The organism is Caulobacter sp. UC70_42, assembly GCF_044056025.1.
Lineage (GTDB): Bacteria > Pseudomonadota > Alphaproteobacteria > Caulobacterales > Caulobacteraceae > Caulobacter.
The window spans coordinates 1,866,590-1,884,556 of sequence record NZ_CP171994.1 but is presented as its reverse complement, the minus strand read 5'-3'; the positions used below and the strand labels follow the sequence as shown (position 1 = coordinate 1,884,556).

Here is a 17,967-nt window from a genome sequence, read left to right as displayed (position 1 = left end):
CTCAGGTAGTGGGGTCATTTCCGAGCGTCAAGGTGGGAGATTGCCCCACCCCGGCCTGAGCGGCCAGCTTGGTCAGGGGTCGGACGCTCTGCTCCACCAGCGCCGGTTCGGCGATATCCTTGCCCTCGTGGTCGACGGACAGCTCCTCGAAGCGGCGGGCCTGGGTCAGGACCTGGCTCTCCAGCGAGCCCACGAACTGGTTGTACTTGCCGACCGCGCTTTCCAGCGCCTTGCCCACCGCCCCGGCGTGGGCGCCCATGACCGAGACGCGCTTGTACAGCTCGCGGCCGACCTCGACGATGCGGGCGGCGTTCTTCGCCTGGTCCTCGGCGCGCCAGCCATAGGCCACGGCCTTGCAGAGCGCGAACAGGGTCGTCGGGGTGACCAGCACCACCCGGCGGTCCATGGCCTCGGTCATCAACTCGGGCAGACGGTCGAGCGCGGCGGCCAGGAAGCCGTCGCCGGGTACGAACATGGCCACGAAGTCGGGCGAGCCTTCGCCAGCGAACTGGTCCCAATAGGCCTTCGCCGACAGCCCCTGCATGTGGGCGCGGACGCTGGCGGCGTGGCGGGCCAGGGCGCTTTCCGCAGATGCTCCTCGGTCGCCTCCTGGGCCTCGAGGAAGGCGTTCAGCGAGCATTTGGCGTCGATGACGAACACCCCGCCGCCCGGCATCTTGACCTTGACGTCGGGCCGGCGTCGGCCTTCGTCGCTGTCGACGCTGAACTGCTCCTCGAAGTCGAAGCGGTTGGTTAGACCCGCGGCCTCGAGAACGTTGCGGAGAGTCTGCTCGCCCCAGCGGCCCTGGACCCCGGCGCCGCGGCGCAGGGCGGCCGACAGCTTGCGCGCCTCGAACTGAGTGGCGGTCGAGGCCTCCAGCAGCGCGGCGATCTGGGCCTTCAGGCCGCCGGTCTCTTCCGCCCGCGCCTTCTCGACGGCGGTGACCTGGGCCTCGAACTTGGCCAGGGTCTCGGCCACCGGCTTCAGCTGGGCCTCCAGGCGCTGCTGGCTCAGCAGCTCGCAACTCTTGAAATTCTCCTCGGTGCGCTTGATCAGCGCCTCGGCCACCGAGTTGGCGGTCATGGTCGCCTGCTTGTCGGCCTGGGCGCGGATCAGCTCGGCCTGGGTGGCGGCCTGGTCCTCGAGGAGGCGCGCACGCTCGCCGGCCTGGACGAGCTGTTCGTTCAACTGCCAGGCCTTCGCCTCGGCCTTCGCCGCGCGGGTCATGGCCCAGACGGCCACTACGCTGGCGACAACGGCCACGACCAACAAGACGATGGCCAGGATCAGGAACGGGTCTGAAAAGTTCATGCTCCGTTCTTAGCCGGAGTCGACCCGGAACGGAAGGCGGCCGGGCTCTTCGCCCGGCCGCCGCCTGGATCAGTCGTCGCCGTCGGCGAGATCGGCGATCATGCCGCTGATCGGTTCGCCGGCGAAGCCGGTGACGTTGTGGCCGCGGTCCACCACGCCGACCTTGGCCGGGTGCGGCGCTTCGGCTTCGGTTTCCGGAGCCTTGTCCTCGGGCGTGCTCATTTAATCAGTCCCTCCACTGGCGCGCGCCGGCGACCGGCCGAACGCGGCTTGGCGGAGATTGGCGCGGGAAGGTCAAGCTGTCAGCCGGATTCCAGGGCGATCCCCAGGATTTCGCTCAAGCCGGGCGCCGAGCGCGCAGGGCTTGGGCGATGGTGCCGTCATCCAGCCAGTCGAGGTCGCCGCCGACCGGCACGCCGCGCGCCAGCATGGTCACCGGCACGTTCGTCCGAGCCAGGCGGTCGGCGATGTAGTGGGCGGTCGTCTGGCCGTCGACCGTGGCCGGCAGGGCCAGGATCACCTCGGCCACCTCGCCATCCGCGACCCGGGCCGCCAGTTCGCCGATCCGCAGGGCTTCCGGACCGATCCCATCCAGAGCCGACAGCAGGCCGCCCAGCACGTGATAGCGCCCCTTGAACGAGCCGCCGCGCTCCATGGCCCAGACCGAACCGACCTCCTCGAACGACGCACAGCAGGCGCCCGTCGCGGGTGGCGTCGGCGCAGATCGCGCACGGATCGGTGACGTCCAGCGAGCCGCAAACCGAGCAGGCGCGGACCTTGGCCTGGGCCTCGGCCATGGCCTGCGCCAGGGCGCCAGCAGCGTGTCGCGCTTCTTCAGCAAGGCCAACGCCGCGCGCCGGCCCGAGCGCGGACCCAGCCCCGGCAGCTTGGACAGCAGGGCGATCAGGCGCTCGATCTCAGGTCCGGCGGAAGCGGCCAAGTTCCTAGAACTTCATCCCGGGCATGCCGCCCATCAGGCCCGCCATCGGGCCGGCGGCCTCCTGCATCATCTGGGCCTGCTTGGCGTCGAGCTTCTTCTTGGCGTCGGCGTGGGCGGCGACGATCAGGTCGGCGATGACCTCGCCCTCGCCCGGCTCGATCAGGCTCTCGTCCAGCACCACCTTGGCCAGTTCGCCGGTGCCCTTGAGGGTGACGGTGACCATGCCGCCGCCCGAGGTCCCCTCGACGGTGCTCTCGGCCAGACGCGCCTGGGCGTCCGCCAGTTTCTGCTGCATGGCCTGAGCCTGCTTCATCAGGCCGCCAAGGTCTTTCATCTCAGAACTCCAAATTCAAAACAACGGGCCGCTCAGCCCTCTTCCTCGTCCGGCTCCAGAGGCGGGGCCTCGGGGGTGAGGAGCTTGCGGATCTCGACGATCTCGGCGCCGGGGAAGGCCGACAGCACCGAGGCGACGAACGGATCCTTCTTGATCTCCGCCAGCGCCTCGCGCTCCTCGCGCTTCTGGCGCTCCATCAGGCTCTCGGCCCCGCCGCCGCCCTCGGCGGCCACCAGCCAGGGCTGGCCGGTCGCTTCCTTCAGGAAACGGACCAGGCGGCCGGCCAGGTTGCCGGGCGCGCCGGGCGCGGCCTCGAAGGTGATCGCGCCGGGTCGGAAATTGATCGGGCGGACATATTGCTCGACGTCCAGCCGCAGGCCGATGTCGCGCCGCGCGGCGATCAGGGCCATGACGTCGTCGAACGAGGCCACCACAGGCATGGCCAGGGCCCCGGGCGCGGCCATGGTCATGGGCGCATGGGCGGCCGAGGTCGCGCCGCCGGCCGAGCCGCCGCCCATCGAGCCCCCTCCGCTCGGACCGCCGCCAATTCCACCGGGCGGCGCGCCATCGCGCAGGGCCTTCAGCGCTTCCTCCGGACCGGGCAGGTCGGCGGCGTAGCACAGGCGGATCAGCGCCATCTCGGCCGCGGCCATGGCGTCGGGCGCGCGGCGCACCTCCTCGTGGGCCTTCAGCAGCATCTGCCACAGGCGCGACAGCGTGCCGGCCGAGGTATGGGCCCCGATGGCGGCCAGGCGCGCGGCCTGCTCCTTGGGCATCGACAGGGCGTCCGGCCCGAGCGCCTTGGCCACCGCCGCGCCGTGGCAGTGGTCCAGCACATCCAGCATCACCACCGTCGGATCGGCCCCGAAGCCCCAGAGGGCGCGGAAGCCCTCCAGCGCGTCCTTGGTCTTGCCGGCCATGACGTTTTCGAACAGGCGATGGTCTGGCCGCGATCGGCCAGACCCAGCATGTCGCGGACCACCGTGGCGGTGACCGTGGCCCCGCGATCGCTCTGCACGATGGCCTGGTCCAGCAGCGACAGGCCGTCGCGCACCGAGCCCTCGGCCGCGCGGGCGATCAGGGCCAGGGCGTCCATCTCGATCCGCGCGCCTTCCTTGGCCGAGATCTTGTCGAAGTGCTTGACCAGTACGTCCGGCTCGACCCGGCGCAGGTCGAAGCGCTGGGTCCGCGACAGGATCGTCACCGGCACCTTGCGGATCTCGGTGGTGGCGAAGATGAACTTGGCGTGCGGCGGCGGCTCTTCCAGCGTCTTCAGCAGGGCGTTGAACGCCGCCGTCGACAGCATGTGCACTTCGTCGATGATGTAGACCTTGTAGCGCGCCTCGACCGGGGCGTAGCGCACCCCGTCCAGCAGCTCGCGCATCTCGTCGACCTTGGTGCGGCTGGCGGCGTCGAGTTCCAGCACGTCCATGTGCCGGCCCTCGATGATGGCGCGGCAGTGATAGCCCTCGGTGGTCAGGTCGACCGAGGGTCCCTTGACGGTGTCGGTCTCGTAGTTGAGCGCGCGGGCCAGCAGGCGCGCGGTCGTGGTCTTGCCGACGCCCCGCACGCCGGTGAGCATGAAGGCGTGGGCGATGCGGCCCGTGGAGAAGGCGTTGGCCAGGGTGCGGACCATGGCCTCCTGGCCGATCAGGTCCTCGAAGGTGCGCGGGCGGTACTTCCGCGCCAGCACGGTATAGGCATCGCCCTTCTCGTTTTCCGGCGGGGACTCGACGACGGGGCGCGCCTCCGCGAGGGGCGCGGGCGTCGGCGCTTCGCCGAAGATGTCGGCGGTGTTCTCGTCGCGCTCGGCGGGCGCTTCGTCCCACGGCGCGGAATCAGGCGAGAGATCGTCCAGGTCGGCCATGGGCTGAGTGTAGTGGGGCGAAGGGCGCGGCAAAAGGCCCGGCCCGGGCGGACCAGCCATCTGCTGACAGATTTCGCCGATTTGGGGGAAGGTGGAGACCGGACAGCGACCCAGAGGTGATCTCGTTGTGGCTGCTGCCTCTCGGCCCTGACCAGGTTGGCGAGGCTTCCGTCCGCGCCGATCTCCGAGGCCTATATCGCGACTGATCGCGACGGATGCAAGCCACATGACGCATTCGCGACGTCGTGACGAGCGTTCATACTCGCGCTAGAGACGACGCATGGCCCTGTCGATCATCACCAACACCTTCGCCGGCAACCCCCTGAACCGCGACAGCGAGCGGCGGGGAGACGAAGCGTGGCTGGCCGAAAGGCTGGCCGACCCCGAGTCGCTCGCCGTGGCCCTGTGGAACGGCAAGCCGCTGGTCGAGGACGTGCTCGGCGAGGACGGCAAGCCGACCGGGGTTCAGATCGCCTATCTGCGCGCCGACATGGCCCAGGACCTGGCCGGCGGAAACGAGAGACTGCTGTATCTGGGCCTGTGGAAGGACATCGCCGTCTTCGCGGTCGATATCGACACCACCGCCGACCCCGCCGAGGGCCCGCTGCAGGGCCTGGGCCGGTTCGAGGAGCTGCGCGGCGCGGCCGCGACCCTGCCGCCGGCCGACGCCGGCATCCTGGCCACCGCCAAGTCGATGTTCGAATGGCGTCGCCGCCACCGCTGGTGCAGCAACTGCGGCCAGAAGAGCGAGGTCGCCGATGGCGGCTGGAAGCGCGTCTGCCCCGCCTGCGACGCCGAGCACTTCCCCCGCACCGACCCGGTGGCGATCATGCTGGCGGTCCATGACGGCAAGTGCCTTCTGGGCCGCCAGGCGGCCTGGCCCAAGGGCATGTTCTCGGCTCTGGCCGGTTTCCTGGAGCCGGGCGAGACCATCGAGGAGGCCTGCGCCCGCGAGCTGAAGGAGGAGGCCGGCCTGACCGCCACCGCCGTCCGCTACCATTCCAGCCAGCCCTGGCCGTGGCCGGGCTCGCTGATGATCGGCCTGATCGCCGAGGTCGACAGCGCCGAAGCCGCGCCCGACCAGACCGAGCTGGAGGAAGTCCGCTGGTTCAGCAAGGACGAGGCTGTCCGGCTGATCAAGGGCGAGATCGAAGGCGTGTTCTGCCCGCCGTCGCTGGCGATCGCCCATCAACTGATCAAGGCGTGGAGCGAGGCGTGACGCTCCAGATGCTCCCCGGACGACGGGGGAGCATCGTCCAAGATCGCCCCTATCGGAACGGCGGCTCGTCGAAGGCCCGCAGCTTGCGCGAATGCAGGTTGGGGCCTTCGGCGTGCAGCAGCTTGCAGGCCAGGATCCCGATCTGCAGGTGCTGGCTGATCGCCCGCTCGTAGAAGGCGTTGGCCTGGCCGGGCAGCTTGATCTCGCCGTGCAGCGGCTTGTCCGACACGCACAGCAGCGTCCCGTACGGCACCCGGAAGCGATAGCCCTGGGCCGAGATGGTGGCGCTTTCCATGTCGATGGCCACGGCGCGGCTCTGGTTGAAGCGCAGGGCCGAGAGGCTGTGGCGCAGCTCCCAGTTGCGGTCGTCGGTGGTGACGACGGTGCCGGTGCGCAGGCGCTTCTTCAGCTGGTCGCCGCTGTCGCCGCTGATCGCCTTGGCCGCGTCGTAGAGGGCGCGCTGCACCTCGGCGATCGACGGCACCGGGATTTCCGGCGGCAACACCGCGTCCAGCACGTGGTCGTCGCGCAGATAGGCGTGGGCCAGGACGTAGTCGCCGATGGTCTGGGTGTCGCGCAGGCCGCCGCAGTGGCCGATCATCAGCCAGGCCTGCGGGCGCAGCACCGCCAGGTGGTCGCAGATCGTCTTGGCGTTGGACGGACCGACGCCGATATTGACCAGGGTCACGCCCGAACCGCCCGGGGCCATCAGGTGGTAGGCCGGCATCTGGTGCTTGCGCCAGGTCAACTCCGCCACCGCCAGCTCCGGATTGACCGTGTTGGCGGTGATGGTCAGGCCGCCCGAGCACGACAGGCCCGTATAGGGGCTGTCAGGCTGCTGCAGCTGCTCGATGCCCCAGCGGACGAACTCGTCGACATAGCGATGATAGTTCGTGAACAGGATGAACTGCTGCACGTCCTCGGCCGGGCGCCGGTGTAGTGCTTCAGGCGGGCCAGCGAGAAGTCCGTGCGCAGGCCGTCGAACAGCGACAGCGGGTGGGTCTCCTCCAGCGCCGGGTTCCACACGCCGTCGGCGATCTCGTCGCCGATGAAGGCCAGATCCGTGGTCGGGAAGAAACGGGCGATGTCCTCGCTGCGCACGTCGGCCTGGTTCAGGTCGATGGTGGCGTCCAGCACATAGGGATAGGGGATTTCCTGGCTGGAGCGGTCGACCTCGATCTCGACGTCGAAGTCGTCCATCAGCAGGCTGAGCTGTTCGACCAGATAGTCCTTGAACTGGGCCGGCTTGGTGATGGTCGTCGAATAGACGCCGGGGCGGCTGACGCGGGCGTACGAGCGGGCCAGCTTGGGCGGCAGGGCCTCAGGGTCGTAGGTCAGGCGCAGCTCGGGATAGGCGAAAGTGCCGTCGAACCGCGTCTGCGGGTCCGGACGGGTTCCGTTTTCGAGATAGGCGCGCAGGGCGGTCCGCAGGGCGTCGACGGCGCGTTCGTATTCGTCATTCAGCCGTTCGACGACGGCGATTGCTTTTTCTTGGTTTGACATGGGTCCTTATAGCGACGTTTTGCGACGTTGGCGAGACGCCGGCCCGACCAAATGGGAATGATTTATTACTTATCCGGGATGAGGAAGTCGGGCGGACGTCCGTCTTTAGGATGAGCCTGTTTCTTCAGCTTGGCTCGCCGGAAGCCGGGCCCCGCCGTCGCAAGGGCATGGACGAACCGGCGCCGGTCGGCCACAAGGGCTGAAATGCTCAAGGAAGGGGCGAATGGCGGCGCGGGCCTTCTCGCGCGTCGTTTCTTCCGAACACCAGAACAAGGCCGTCGACGTCGATACGGACGCCAGGGGGATTCATGAACAAACGCTTCGCCTATCTGATCATCGCGTCCATGATCCTGGGGGTCACGGTCGGCTGGGCCTGTAATCAGTTCCTCGATCCGGCGCAGACCGAGGAAGCGGTCAAGTGGTTCAAGATGGGAACCGACCTCTTCCTGCGGCTGATCAAGATGATCATCGCCCCTCTGGTGCTGACGACGCTCGTCGCGGGCATCGCCCACATGGAGGACGCCGCCGCCGTCGGCCGGATCGGCGCCAAGACCATGGCCTGGTTCGTCAGCGCCTCGGCCGTATCGCTGCTGCTGGGCCTGCTGATGGTGCACCTGCTGCACCCGGGCTCGGGCCTGAACCTGACCGAGGTCGCCAGCGCGGCCAACGCCCCGGCGGCCTCGACCGAGACCTTCACCCTGCAGGGCTTCCTGACCCATCTGGTGCCGGCCTCGATCTTCGACGCCATGGCCAAGAACGAGATCCTGCAGATCGTGGTCTTCAGCCTGTTCGTCGGCACCGCCGTCGCCTCGCTGGACAACAAGGCCCCGCACATCCTGGAAATGGCCGAGCAAGGCGCCCAGGTGATGCTGAAGGTCACCGGCTTCGTCATGAAGCTGGCCCCGCTGGCGATCTTCTGCGCCCTGGCCTCGACCATCGCCACCCAGGGCCTGTCGATGCTGGCCGTCTATGGCAAGTTCGTGCTGGGCTTCTACGCCACCATGGGCACGCTGTGGCTGCTGCTGTTCGTCGCCGGCTTCCTGGTGCTGGGCAAGCGGGTGATCCCGCTGTTCGGCGTGATCCGCGAGCCGGCCCTGCTGGCCTTCTCGACCGCCTCGTCGGAAGCCGCCTATCCGCGCATCCTCGACAGCCTGCCCAAGATCGGCGTGCGCCGCCGCATCGTCTCGTTCGTGCTGCCGCTGGGCTATTCGTTCAACCTCGACGGCTCGATGCTGTACTGCACCTTCGCCACCATGTTCATCATGCAGGCGCACGGCGTGCACCTGTCGGTCCAGCAGCAGATCTTCATGCTGCTGCTGCTGATGGTGACGTCGAAGGGCATCGCCGGCGTGCCGCGCGCCTCGCTGGTCGTGATCATGGCCACCCTGACCTATTTCGGCCTGCCCGAGGCCTGGATCGCTCTCGTTCTGGGCGTCGACCACCTGCTGGACATGGGCCGCTCGGCCACCAATGTCGTCGGCAACAGCGTCGCCGCCGCCGTGGTCGCCAAGTGGGAAGGCGAGCTGGACGAGATCCAGCCCGACACCGAACCCGCCAAGGCTTAACCCCTCGGCCAGCAAGGCTTCGATCAGAGCCCCGAGCCAGTCAGGTTTCCAGCCTGACTGGCTCTTTCTTTTGGGCCAAGCGCCCTCCCCGGCGCGCTGGGGAGGGGGGCGTTTTCGTGTACAGTTTCAAATGTACAGTAAAAACTTGACAAGCCCCGGACGAGGCCCAATCTCTTGAGACGAGGGGCTTTTGAGGACGACGTCATGAGCAGCATCACCCACATCGCGCGCTCGGCGCTGATCGGGCTCGCTCTGGCCGGCATGGGCGCCTCGGCCGCTTCGGCGGCGCAGGGCGACGCTCCGGTCAAGGCGGCCAAGCCCGCCCGCCAGTGCTTCTATCTCTCGGACTGGCGCGGCTGGACCGCCCCGGACAAGAACACCCTGTACATGAAGGTCCGCGGTCGCGACGTCTATCGCGTCGACCTGGCGTGGGGCTCCAACCAGCTGACCTGGCCGGGCACGCACCTCGTCTCGGTCGTACGCGGCCCCGACAGCGTCTGCGGCCCGCTGGATCTGGACCTGCGCGTCGGCGACGGCCTGGGCATGGCCATCCCGATCCGGGCCAAGACCATCACCAAGCTGACCCCGGAAGAGATCAAGGCGATCCCGAAGAAGTACCAGCCGTAAGGCCGCCGGGCGCGCCTTTCGCCGGCGGTGACCCGGGGTGACAAAACGATCCCTGGGGACAAACGACAAAGGGCGGAGCCTCGCGGCCCCGCCCTCTGCTCACGCCCCTCGTGAAGCGATCACTGCGTCGGCGACAGGTCCGTGCGCTTCTTCATCATCTCATCGAAGCTGGTCCAGACGCCCTCGGCGCCATGCCACTGGCCCTTGGTCGCGGCCTTGGAATATTCCGTGGCGCGGGCCTCGAAGAAGTTGGCGTGCTCGACGCCCGACAGCAGCGACTGCAGCCAGGGCAGCGGATTTTCCTTCACGCCGTAAACTTCCGGCAGCTGCAGCTGGCGCAGGCGCCAGTCGGCGATGAAGCGGATGTACGACTTGATGTCGTCCGGGGTCATGCCCTGGACGTCGCCGGCCTCGAAGGCCAGGTCGATGAACTTGTCTTCCAAGCCGACCACGTGCTTGCAGCAGTCGACGATGTCGTCGGCCACGGCCTTGGTCACCGCGTTCGTTTCCTTGTTGAACGCGTGGTACAGCTTGATGATGCCGTCGCAGTGCAGGCTCTCGTCGCGGATCGACCACGAGACGATCTGGCCCATGCCCTTCATCTTGTTGAAGCGCGGGAAGTTCATCAGCATCGCGAACGAGGCGAACAGCTGCAGGCCTTCGGTGAAGCCGCCGAACATGGCCAGCGTGCGGCAGATGTCGGCGTTGGAGTCGACGCCGAAGGTCTGCATGTAGTCGTGCTTGGCCTTCATGGCCTCGTATTCCATGAACGCCGAGAACTCGGTCTCAGGCATGCCGATGGTCTCGAGCAGCAGGGCGTAGGCCGCGATATGGATCGTCTCCATGTTCGCGAACGAGGCCAGCATCATCTTCACTTCGGTCGGCTTAAAGACCCGACCGTAGCGCTCCATGTAGTTGTCCTGCACCTCGACGTCGGACTGGGTGAAGAAGCGGAAGATCTGGGTCAGCAGATTCCGTTCCTTGTCGTTCAGCTTGACGGCCCAGTCCTTGAGGTCCTCGCCCAGCGGCACCTCTTCGGGCATCCAGTGGACCTGCTGCTGCTTCTTCCAGAAGTCGTAGGCCCACGGATAGCGGAACGGCTTGTAGCCGCCCGAAGGGGTCATCAGGCCGGGCAGGATAAGCGATGACGGAGCGGACATGGCGGGCCTCGGAAGCGAGAATCGAGCGGACGGGGTAGGCTTAGGCTACGGCAGGCCGACGCCCGACGCACCCTGATAGTGACCCACTACATCTAGTGTGACAATGGGTCACGCCCACAACATAGGGGATGATTTGTGGAGAAACCGTTCACGATTTTCAGCGCCCTCGGCTCCGGCGGCGTGCCCGTCGAGGCGGCCATGACCTTGATCGGCTTGCCTTTTGAGGTGATCGAGGCCCCGACCTGGGAGGGCGAGGCGCAAGCCGCCAAGGTCGCCGCGATCAATCCCCTTAAGCAGATTCCGGCCCTCGTCACCCCGGCGGGCGAAACGATCACCGAAAGCGCCGCCATCCTGATCTGGCTGGCCGACCGCTATCCGGAGGCGCGGCTCGCGCCCAAGGTCGACGATCCCGCCCGCGCCCAGTTCCTGCGCTGGATGACGTTCATCCCGGCGTCGATCTATTCGCTGTTCTGGGTGCGGGATGATCCGTCACGCCTGGGCGGACCTGACCCGGAAATCCAGGCGCGGATCAAGGCCGCGACGGCCGAGCGGATCCTGGACTGCTGGCGGATGATGGAGAGCCAGATCACGCCACGGACCTACCTGCTGGGCGACGCGCTGAGCGTGCTCGACCTCTACGTCACGGTGGTCAGCCGCTGGGGCCCGCGCCGCGTGCGCTTCTCCGAGGCCGCGCCGCGCATGAGCGAGGTGGTCAGGCGGGTCGACGCGGATCCGAGGCTGGCGGGGTTCTGGGAGCGGCGGTTCCCGTTCTTCGACGGGTGGGAGCGGTTGGGGCAGCAGGCTGGGTGAGGGGAAACACAGATGAGTTAGAAGGCGGGCCTCAGGAATCCGATCGTCACATCTCGGACTTGCGCTGAGCCATCCCCGTAATGACAGCACGTGTTTCGGCCATGCAGATTTTCGACACCTGCTTCAGCCACGCGGTTCCTCCATCGGCGTAGAGCGCTCGATATGGCTTGAGCCCTCCCACCTTCGCCGGGTGATATAGGCTCGCTTCGTAAGTCAACCGGCCCATCAACCAGATGAGCCGAATCCGAAACGCCGATGCTGGATCGAACACCACATCCAACTCTGGAAAGTCTTTGGCGCGTTCGGCTAACATTAGCTCAACGGCGGCTAACTCCGACACTCTTCCGGTGAGATAAAAATCCTCGATCTTGGACAAGTCCCAATCGTGGGAGATGCGGTTTCGCGCCGATCTAACCCGATCAACAGCGTCCATCAGGTCGCTCGAAAGCAAGTCGAAGGCGTAAGCAAGTCGGATTCGTTTAGAGAGGTCCGAGAGCGGCCCATACCCGCTCAACATCTCGGACCTCCCACCTGGAACGTCGGGTGGGATCACATCCAAAAACACCTGCTTTAGAACGTCATCCGCATAGCCACAGGCGATGACGGGCAGAAATCTGATGTCCTCTGTCGCCAGTAGCCGCGCCAGTTTTTCGAAATTGGCATATTCGCCCGGAGCACTGACAAGAGCCTGCCGAAAGCGCTTGATTCCCTCGTCCTCAAAGGCTCGCGTATAGTTCCGGTAGATTTGCAGCCCGGCCTTCTCGCCGTAGCCGAGTGCCATGGACTGGATATCAGGATCGAACCAATCTTCGTCCGCAGGACGCATGCCCTCTCCAATCGCCCGCTGCGTCTAGCGCATTCCCAGGTTCACAAGTTCGCTGAGTACGTGATCGGGGCGGTTACCCTACCTGATGCATGTATACCGACAAGTCGACGCTGGGTCAGTTCACTAAGGGCTCAAACCCGACACCCCGGTCGGGTGCGATCCTTAAATCTCTTGGAGGCTGCAGCGTGCAGGGCTGATCAGGTCAGTCAAGGACGACGCTCCGCGTCGCCGCGCGGCGGCCGCCCGCAGGGCGGTCCTTGAGTGACCTGATCAGCCCTGCGATCGTCTCGCCGTGAGATTTAGGGAGGCCTCCTTCTCCGGGGGGGAGAAGGACGCTCACGCGCGAACTCCCCAAAGGCCGGGGTATCTGCGGCGCGTCCCTGGCGGAGCGCCACCGGAAAGCTCTAAAAAACCTCTCACCCTCCCGCCGCTTCGCGGCGGGCCCCTCCTCTCTCACGGAGAGAGGGACTTCACGCTTCGGAGCCCCATGGACCTCAGCCAGCTGGACGTGATCACGCGAGTCGCGGGCGCGACCCTGCTGCTGGCGCTGGGCGCTCTGCTGGCGCGGGAGCCGCGCACGCGGCGGCTGGCCGTCTATTTCGCGCCGATGGCCCTGTGCCTGGCGGGCTTCCTGGCCGGCAACACGCCGGACCCGGCGCTGCGCCTCTCCGGGCCGCTAAGCCACGCCGGGGTGCTGGTCGCCGGCTACGCCGCCGTCTTCATGTGGTGGTTCTGCCTGGCCAGTTTCGACGAGACCTTCCGGCCGCGCGGCGCGGTGCTGGCGGCGGGCCTGGCCTGGATCGCGATCGCCAGCGCCGATCGCGGCCTGCTGGGTCCGGCGATCGAGGGCAAGGGCCTGTCCTGGCTGCTGATTGCGCTGGGCCTGTCGATGATCGCCTATCTGGCTTGGCGGCTGGTCCGCGACCGCGAGGGCGATCTGGTCGAGGAGAGCCGCCGCGCCCGGGTGCTGGTCGTCGCGCTGCTGGCCGGACAGCTGCTGGCCGACTTTCTGGTGGATCTGGTCATGGGTCTGGACTGGGGACCGCCGGCCTTCACCATCGCCCAGAACACGGCCTTGCTGGCCTTCAGCGCCTGGCTGGGCCTGCGCCTGCTGCCGGTCTCGCCGCCCCTCGCCGCGCCCAACCCCGTCCTCGTCCCCGCCGCCCCGCCCGCTGCCGGGGAAGAAGCGCGGCTGGCTGAGCGGCTGCGGGTTATGGTCGAGGTCGAGCGGGTCCATCTGGAACCCGACCTGACCTTCGCCGCCTTCGCCCGCCGCATGGGCGCGCCGGAGAAGACGGCGCGGGCCTTCATCAACCACCGCCTGGGCCACGACCACTTCCGCGCCTTCCTCAACGCCTGCCGCGTCGCCGAGGCCCGCCGGCGCCTGGCCGATCCCGCCCACGCCGGCGACAAGCTGATCACCATCGCGCTCGACAGCGGCTTTGCATCCCTGGCCTCGTTCAACCGCGCCTTCCAGGCCGTCGAGGGCCGGCCGCCCAGCGCTTTCCGCGCATCTGGCCGTCTTCCGAGGAACGATCCGCCGCCTTCCGAGAAGCCGGCCTGAGCCGCCGCCGCTAGAGCCCCCTCATCATCTTTGGAGGGGTTTCATGGACGGACTGTTGGGGATCGGCCTGGTGCTGGCGCTGCTGCTGGGCGCCGGCGGCGTGATCGGGCTCTTGAGCGGGCGCGAGGCGTTCTCGCCGCGCTGGCTGCTGGCGGCGGCGGGGCTTGTCCTGCTGAACGACGCGCTGCTGACGCGGCTGTATGGCCGCCTGCCCGATCTGATCCCCGGCCACTGGAACTGGGAAGGCAAGATCCTGGCCCTGCTGGCCACCCTGGCCGTCGCCGCCCTGCCCGCCCTCGGCTGGACCCGCAGCGGCCTGACTCTTCGCCAAGCCGACCTCAAGGCCCCGCTGATCGTCGCCAGCCTGTACGGCCTGCTGTTCGTCGGCCTGGCCCTGGCCTTCCCCAACGAACCCAATACCGCCGAGACCCTGGCCTTCCAGCTGACCATGCCGGGCCTGGAGGAAGAGGCCTTCTATCGCGGCGTCCTGCTGCTGGTCCTGGGCGAGGCCTTCACCGGCCGTGTCCGCTTCCTGGGCGTCGACTGGGGCTGGGGCGCGCTGCTGTCCTGCGCCCTGTTCGGCCTGGCCCACGCGCTGGGCGTCTCGCACGGCAAGGCCTCGTTCGAGCCGATGGTCTTCGCCCTGACCGCCGGGCCGTCGCTGATCGGCGTCTGGGTGAGGCTGCGCACAGGAAGCATTTTATTGCCGGTCCTAATGCACAATGTCGGTAACGCGGCATCATTGTTCCTCTAAAGCCGCTTTACGCGGCGGCGCTTCCTCTCTAGAAGCGCCGCCGATGCAAGTCCGCGCGACCAAAATTATCACCCCGAAAACGACCCGCCGCGGCGGGGCGTGGTCGGGCGTGCGCGCGAACTAGCGAGCATCCCACCAGCCCCGCCGATGCGCGGGGCGGCTCTCATCCAACGAGACCCTAAGCTCCCCGCGCCTCCGCACTTTCAGGAGACGTAGACCCGTGAGCTTCAAGTTTTCCCGAGCCAACCCGCCCCGCGTCGGCGTCGTGGGCGCCACCGGCCTGGTCGGCGGCATGATGCGCGAGCTGCTGGCCCAGCGCGACTTCCCGCTGGCGTCCTTACGCCTGTTCGCCTCGGCCCGCTCGGCCGGGACCAAGGTCGACTTCAAGGGCCAGGAGATCGTGGTCGAGGACGCCGCGACCGCCGACTTCGCCGGCCTGGACATCGTGTTCTTCTCGGCCGGCGGCTCGACCTCGCGCGAACTGGCGCCGAAGGCCGCCGCGGCCGGGGCCGTGGTGATCGACAACAGCTCGGCCTGGCGCTCGGACCCGGACGTGCCTCTGGTGGTGGCCGAAGTCAATCCGCACGCCCTGGCCAATATCCCCAAGGGCATTGTCGCCAATCCCAACTGCACCACCATGGCCGCCATGCCGGCGCTGAAGCCCCTGCATGACAAGGCGGGCTTGAAGCGCCTGACCGTCAGCACCTACCAGGCCGCCTCGGGCGGCGGCATGGAGGGCATCGAGGTGCTGTCCGAGCAGCTGCGCGCCGGCGCGGCCGGGAACCTGGACGGCCTGGCCCAGTCGCCGGACGCCGCCCCCCTGCCCGCCCCGCGCAAGTGGGCGGTTCCGCTGGCCTATAACGTCGTGCCGCTGAACTACGTGCTGAGCGAGGACGGCTACACCGAGGAAGAGCTGAAGCTGCGCGACGAGAGCCGCAAGATCCTCGAGATCCCCGGCCTGCCGGTCAGCGGCACCTGCGTGCGCGTGCCGGTGTTCACCGGCCACTCGCTGTCGATCAACGCCGAGTTCGAGCGTCCGCTGTCGGTGGCCGAGGCCACGGCCCTGCTGGCCGCCGCGCCGGGCGTGGTGCTGGACGACGTGCCGAACCCGCTGGCGGCGACCGGCCAGGATCCGGTGTTCGTCGGCCGCATCCGGCCGGACCCGACCGTCGAGCATGGCCTGGCGCTGTTCGTGGTCGGCGACAACCTCCGCAAGGGCGCGGCCCTGAACGCGGTGCAGATCGCCGAGGTGATGCTGGGGGCGTAGAACGCGCTGAGGGGCGGGCGCTAAATCGCTCGCCCCATCGGCCAGTCCACATCGACCTCCGTCGCCAGGAAGTCGATGAACGCCCGCACGCGGGCCGGCAGCGGACCCGCGTGGCCGACATAGACGGCGCTGACCGTCTCCAGCTCGCCGGAATTGAAGTCGTCCAGCACCGGGACCAGCCGGCCGGCCCGGATCTGGTCGACGATATGGAAGATGCCCAGCTTGGTGATCCCCTGCCCGGCCAGGGCCAGGTGGGTGGCGCTCTCGCCGTCTCCGACCATGGCCCGGCCGTGCGCCGGATAGCACACCCGCTCGCCCGCGATCCGAAACGGCCACTCGTCGCACTGGCGCGAGAAGTTGAAGGTGATCAGGTCGTGATCGGCCAGGTCGTCGGGATGCCGCGGCGTCCCGCGTCGCGCCAGATAGTCGGGCGAGGCGACCAGGACGGTGCGGCTGTCGCCCAGCTTCCTGGCCACCAGCTGCGAGGGCCGCATCGGCCCCACCCGGATCGCCAGCTCGGTCCGCTCGTCCAGCAGGTCGATGATCTGGTCGGTCAGGGTCACATCGACCTGCACCTCGGGGTTCAGGGCCATGAACTTCGGAACCAGGGGCAGCAGGTGGTGCAGGCCGAACGGCACGTTGGCGTTGATCCGCAGCCGGCCCTTGGGGACGGCGCAGGCGGCGACCGAACGCTCGGCCTCGTCCAGGTCGGCCAGCACCCGCAGGGTGCGCTCGTGGAAGGTCAGGCCCTCGGCGGTCAGCTGCAGCTTGCGGGTCGAGCGGTTGATCAGCCGCGAGCCGAGCCGCGCCTCCAGCCGCGCCACCAGCTTGCTGACCGCCGACGGGGTCATCGACATCGCCTTGGCGGCCGCCGTGAAGCCGCCCTCCTCGACGACGCGGGCGAAGACCTCCATCTCCCCCGAGCGATTGATCTCCGAGCGCGCCATTGTGCCCTCATTTCACAAGTAAAGTTCCTTCATCCAATCTAATTCATCGAACATGCCGGCGCTATCTGGGGTCCGAACCCAATACGAGAGCCGTCATGCCCCTCGCCCTCTATGCCCTGACCGTCGGCGCCTTCGGCATCGGCGTCACCGAATTCATCATCATGGGCCTGCTGATGCAGGTCTCCGCCGATCTCGGCGTCTCGATCCCCACCGCCGGCCTCTTGATGACCGGCTACGCCCTGGGCGTCTTCGTCGGCGCGCCGATCCTGACCATCGCCACGCGCCGCCTGCCGAAGAAGACGACGCTGCTGGTGCTGATGGCGATCTTCACCCTGGGCAATATCCTGGCCGCCATCGCCCCGACCTACGGGATCCTGATGGGCGCGCGGCTGGTCACGGCCCTGGCCCATGGCACGTTCTTCGGCGTCGGCGCCCTGGTCGCCGTCTCCCTGGTGGCGCCCGAGCGCAAGGCCTCAGCGATCTCGATCATGTTCACCGGCCTGACCCTCGCCACCCTGCTGGGCGTGCCGTTCGGCGCGTGGCTGGGCCTGGCCTTCGGCTGGCGGATGGCCTTCTGGGCCGTGGCCGGCGTCGGCGCCCTGGCGTTCGTGGTCCTCGCCGCCCTGGTGCCGAGCGCCCAGGAGACGGCCGAGCCCGCGCCGCTGCGCGAGGAGTTCGCCGTGCTGGCCCGACCGCAGGTGCAGCTGGGCCTGGCCATGACCGTGCTGGGCTTTGGCGGGGTGTTCGCGGTCTTCACCTACATCCAGCCGATCCTGACCCAGCTGGCCGGCTTCTCGCAGGCCGCCGTCTCGCCGATCCTGCTGGTGTTCGGCGCGGGCCTGGTGGCCGGCAACCTCGCCGGCGGCCGCTGGGCCGACAAGAGCCTGAACGCGGCCCTGGCCGGCACGCTGATCCTGCTGACGCTCGTGATGAGCGCCTCGGCCTTCGCCTTCCACAGCCAGGTCGGCGCGGTGATCGCCGCCTTCCTGCTGGGCGCGGCCGCCTTCGCCACCGTCGCGCCGTTGCAGATGCGGGTGCTGAGCCAGGCCGGCGGCGCGGGCCAGGGCCTGGCCTCCAGCCTGAACATCGCCGCCTTCAACCTGGGCAACGCCTTCGGGGCCTGGCTGGGCGGAGCGGTGATCGACCATGGCCCGGGCCTCTCGGCCGTCCCCCTGGTCGCCGCTGTGGTGCCGCTGTCGGCCCTGGCCCTGGCCGCCTTCAGCCTCCGCCTGGAGCACCGGACGGGACTGGCCGCAGCCTGAATAGGCACGGG

The 17,967-nt window shown here is 68.1% G+C and carries 13 protein-coding genes, 1 other RNA gene and 4 pseudogenes; 8 read left to right on the top strand and 10 right to left on the bottom strand.

What is annotated here, in order from left to right:
• Window position 1: 1 nt before the first annotated feature.
• The 6 genes and pseudogenes from rmuC to ffs form a co-directional block, all read right to left on the bottom strand.
• A pseudogene (gene rmuC / locus ACHMW8_RS09555) lies at window positions 2-1,311 on the bottom strand (DNA recombination protein RmuC).
• Window positions 1,312-1,380: 69 nt separating this feature from the next.
• A complete protein-coding gene (locus ACHMW8_RS09550) occupies window positions 1,381-1,533 on the bottom strand; it encodes a hypothetical protein (RefSeq protein WP_199743445.1) in 153 nt (50 codons plus the stop codon).
• 115 nt (window positions 1,534-1,648) lie between these two features.
• Window positions 1,649-2,251, bottom strand: a pseudogene (recR, locus tag ACHMW8_RS09545) (recombination mediator RecR).
• Window positions 2,252-2,255: 4 nt separating this feature from the next.
• Window positions 2,256-2,585 carry a YbaB/EbfC family nucleoid-associated protein gene (locus ACHMW8_RS09540; RefSeq protein ID WP_125157003.1) on the bottom strand — a complete coding sequence of 110 codons (330 nt, stop codon included), beginning with the start codon at window positions 2,583-2,585 and terminating at the stop codon, window positions 2,256-2,258.
• 32 nt (window positions 2,586-2,617) lie between these two features.
• Window positions 2,618-4,452: pseudogene (locus ACHMW8_RS09535) on the bottom strand (DNA polymerase III subunit gamma/tau).
• Window positions 4,453-4,541: 89 nt separating this feature from the next.
• An RNA gene (gene ffs, locus ACHMW8_RS09530) (signal recognition particle sRNA small type) lies at window positions 4,542-4,639 on the bottom strand.
• A gap of 93 nt (window positions 4,640-4,732) precedes the next feature.
• Here ffs and nudC point away from each other — a divergent pair.
• A complete protein-coding gene (gene nudC, locus ACHMW8_RS09525) occupies window positions 4,733-5,671 on the top strand; it encodes an NAD(+) diphosphatase (protein ID WP_125157005.1) in 939 nt (312 codons plus the stop codon).
• A gap of 49 nt (window positions 5,672-5,720) precedes the next feature.
• Here nudC and ACHMW8_RS09520 read toward each other — a convergent pair.
• Window positions 5,721-7,174 (bottom strand): annotated as a pseudogene (locus tag ACHMW8_RS09520) (AMP nucleosidase).
• Window positions 7,175-7,482: 308 nt separating this feature from the next.
• Between ACHMW8_RS09520 and ACHMW8_RS09515 the strand changes: the two are divergent.
• Window positions 7,483-8,739 (top strand): dicarboxylate/amino acid:cation symporter, encoded by a 1,257-nt coding sequence (locus tag ACHMW8_RS09515; protein WP_395445396.1) that lies wholly within the window; start codon window positions 7,483-7,485, stop codon window positions 8,737-8,739.
• Window positions 8,740-8,943: 204 nt separating this feature from the next.
• The gene (locus ACHMW8_RS09510) at window positions 8,944-9,366 is read left to right on the top strand and encodes a DUF6491 family protein (protein ID WP_395445395.1); all 423 of its coding nucleotides are present in this window, start codon (window positions 8,944-8,946) and stop codon (window positions 9,364-9,366) included.
• Between the two features lie 119 nt (window positions 9,367-9,485).
• Here the strand turns inward: ACHMW8_RS09510 and ACHMW8_RS09505 are convergent, their stop codons facing one another.
• Window positions 9,486-10,526 carry a ribonucleotide-diphosphate reductase subunit beta gene (locus ACHMW8_RS09505; RefSeq protein ID WP_395445394.1) on the bottom strand — a complete coding sequence of 347 codons (1,041 nt, stop codon included), beginning with the start codon at window positions 10,524-10,526 and terminating at the stop codon, window positions 9,486-9,488.
• 135 nt (window positions 10,527-10,661) lie between these two features.
• On the opposite strand from ACHMW8_RS09505, the gene ACHMW8_RS09500 reads away from it, so the two are divergent.
• Complete coding sequence (locus ACHMW8_RS09500) at window positions 10,662-11,336, top strand: glutathione S-transferase family protein (RefSeq protein ID WP_395445393.1); 675 nt, start codon at window positions 10,662-10,664, stop codon at window positions 11,334-11,336.
• Between the two features lie 46 nt (window positions 11,337-11,382).
• Here the strand turns inward: ACHMW8_RS09500 and ACHMW8_RS09495 are convergent, their stop codons facing one another.
• Complete coding sequence (locus ACHMW8_RS09495; RefSeq protein ID WP_395445392.1) at window positions 11,383-12,162, bottom strand: hypothetical protein; 780 nt, start codon at window positions 12,160-12,162, stop codon at window positions 11,383-11,385.
• Between the two features lie 487 nt (window positions 12,163-12,649).
• On the opposite strand from ACHMW8_RS09495, the gene ACHMW8_RS09490 reads away from it, so the two are divergent.
• The 3 genes from ACHMW8_RS09490 to ACHMW8_RS09480 all read left to right on the top strand — a co-directional run bounded on the left by ACHMW8_RS09490 (window position 12,650) and on the right by ACHMW8_RS09480 (window position 15,747).
• Entirely contained in the window at window positions 12,650-13,726 is a 1,077-nt protein-coding gene (locus ACHMW8_RS09490) for a helix-turn-helix domain-containing protein (RefSeq protein WP_395445391.1), read from the top strand.
• A gap of 43 nt (window positions 13,727-13,769) precedes the next feature.
• Window positions 13,770-14,480 (top strand): CPBP family intramembrane glutamic endopeptidase, BDIM_20840 family, encoded by a 711-nt coding sequence (locus ACHMW8_RS09485; protein WP_395445390.1) that lies wholly within the window; start codon window positions 13,770-13,772, stop codon window positions 14,478-14,480.
• A 220-nt stretch (window positions 14,481-14,700) separates the two neighbouring features.
• A complete protein-coding gene (locus tag ACHMW8_RS09480; RefSeq protein ID WP_395445389.1) occupies window positions 14,701-15,747 on the top strand; it encodes an aspartate-semialdehyde dehydrogenase in 1,047 nt (348 codons plus the stop codon).
• A gap of 20 nt (window positions 15,748-15,767) precedes the next feature.
• Here ACHMW8_RS09480 and ACHMW8_RS09475 read toward each other — a convergent pair whose 3' ends face one another.
• Window positions 15,768-16,694: a LysR family transcriptional regulator gene (locus ACHMW8_RS09475; RefSeq protein ID WP_395445388.1), complete on the bottom strand. Its 927-nt coding sequence runs from the start codon at window positions 16,692-16,694 to the stop codon at window positions 15,768-15,770.
• 95 nt (window positions 16,695-16,789) lie between these two features.
• Here ACHMW8_RS09475 and ACHMW8_RS09470 point away from each other — a divergent pair, with 95 nt between their 5' ends.
• A complete protein-coding gene (locus ACHMW8_RS09470) occupies window positions 16,790-17,956 on the top strand; it encodes an MFS transporter (protein ID WP_395445387.1) in 1,167 nt (388 codons plus the stop codon).
• The last annotated feature ends 11 nt before the right edge of the window (window positions 17,957-17,967 follow it).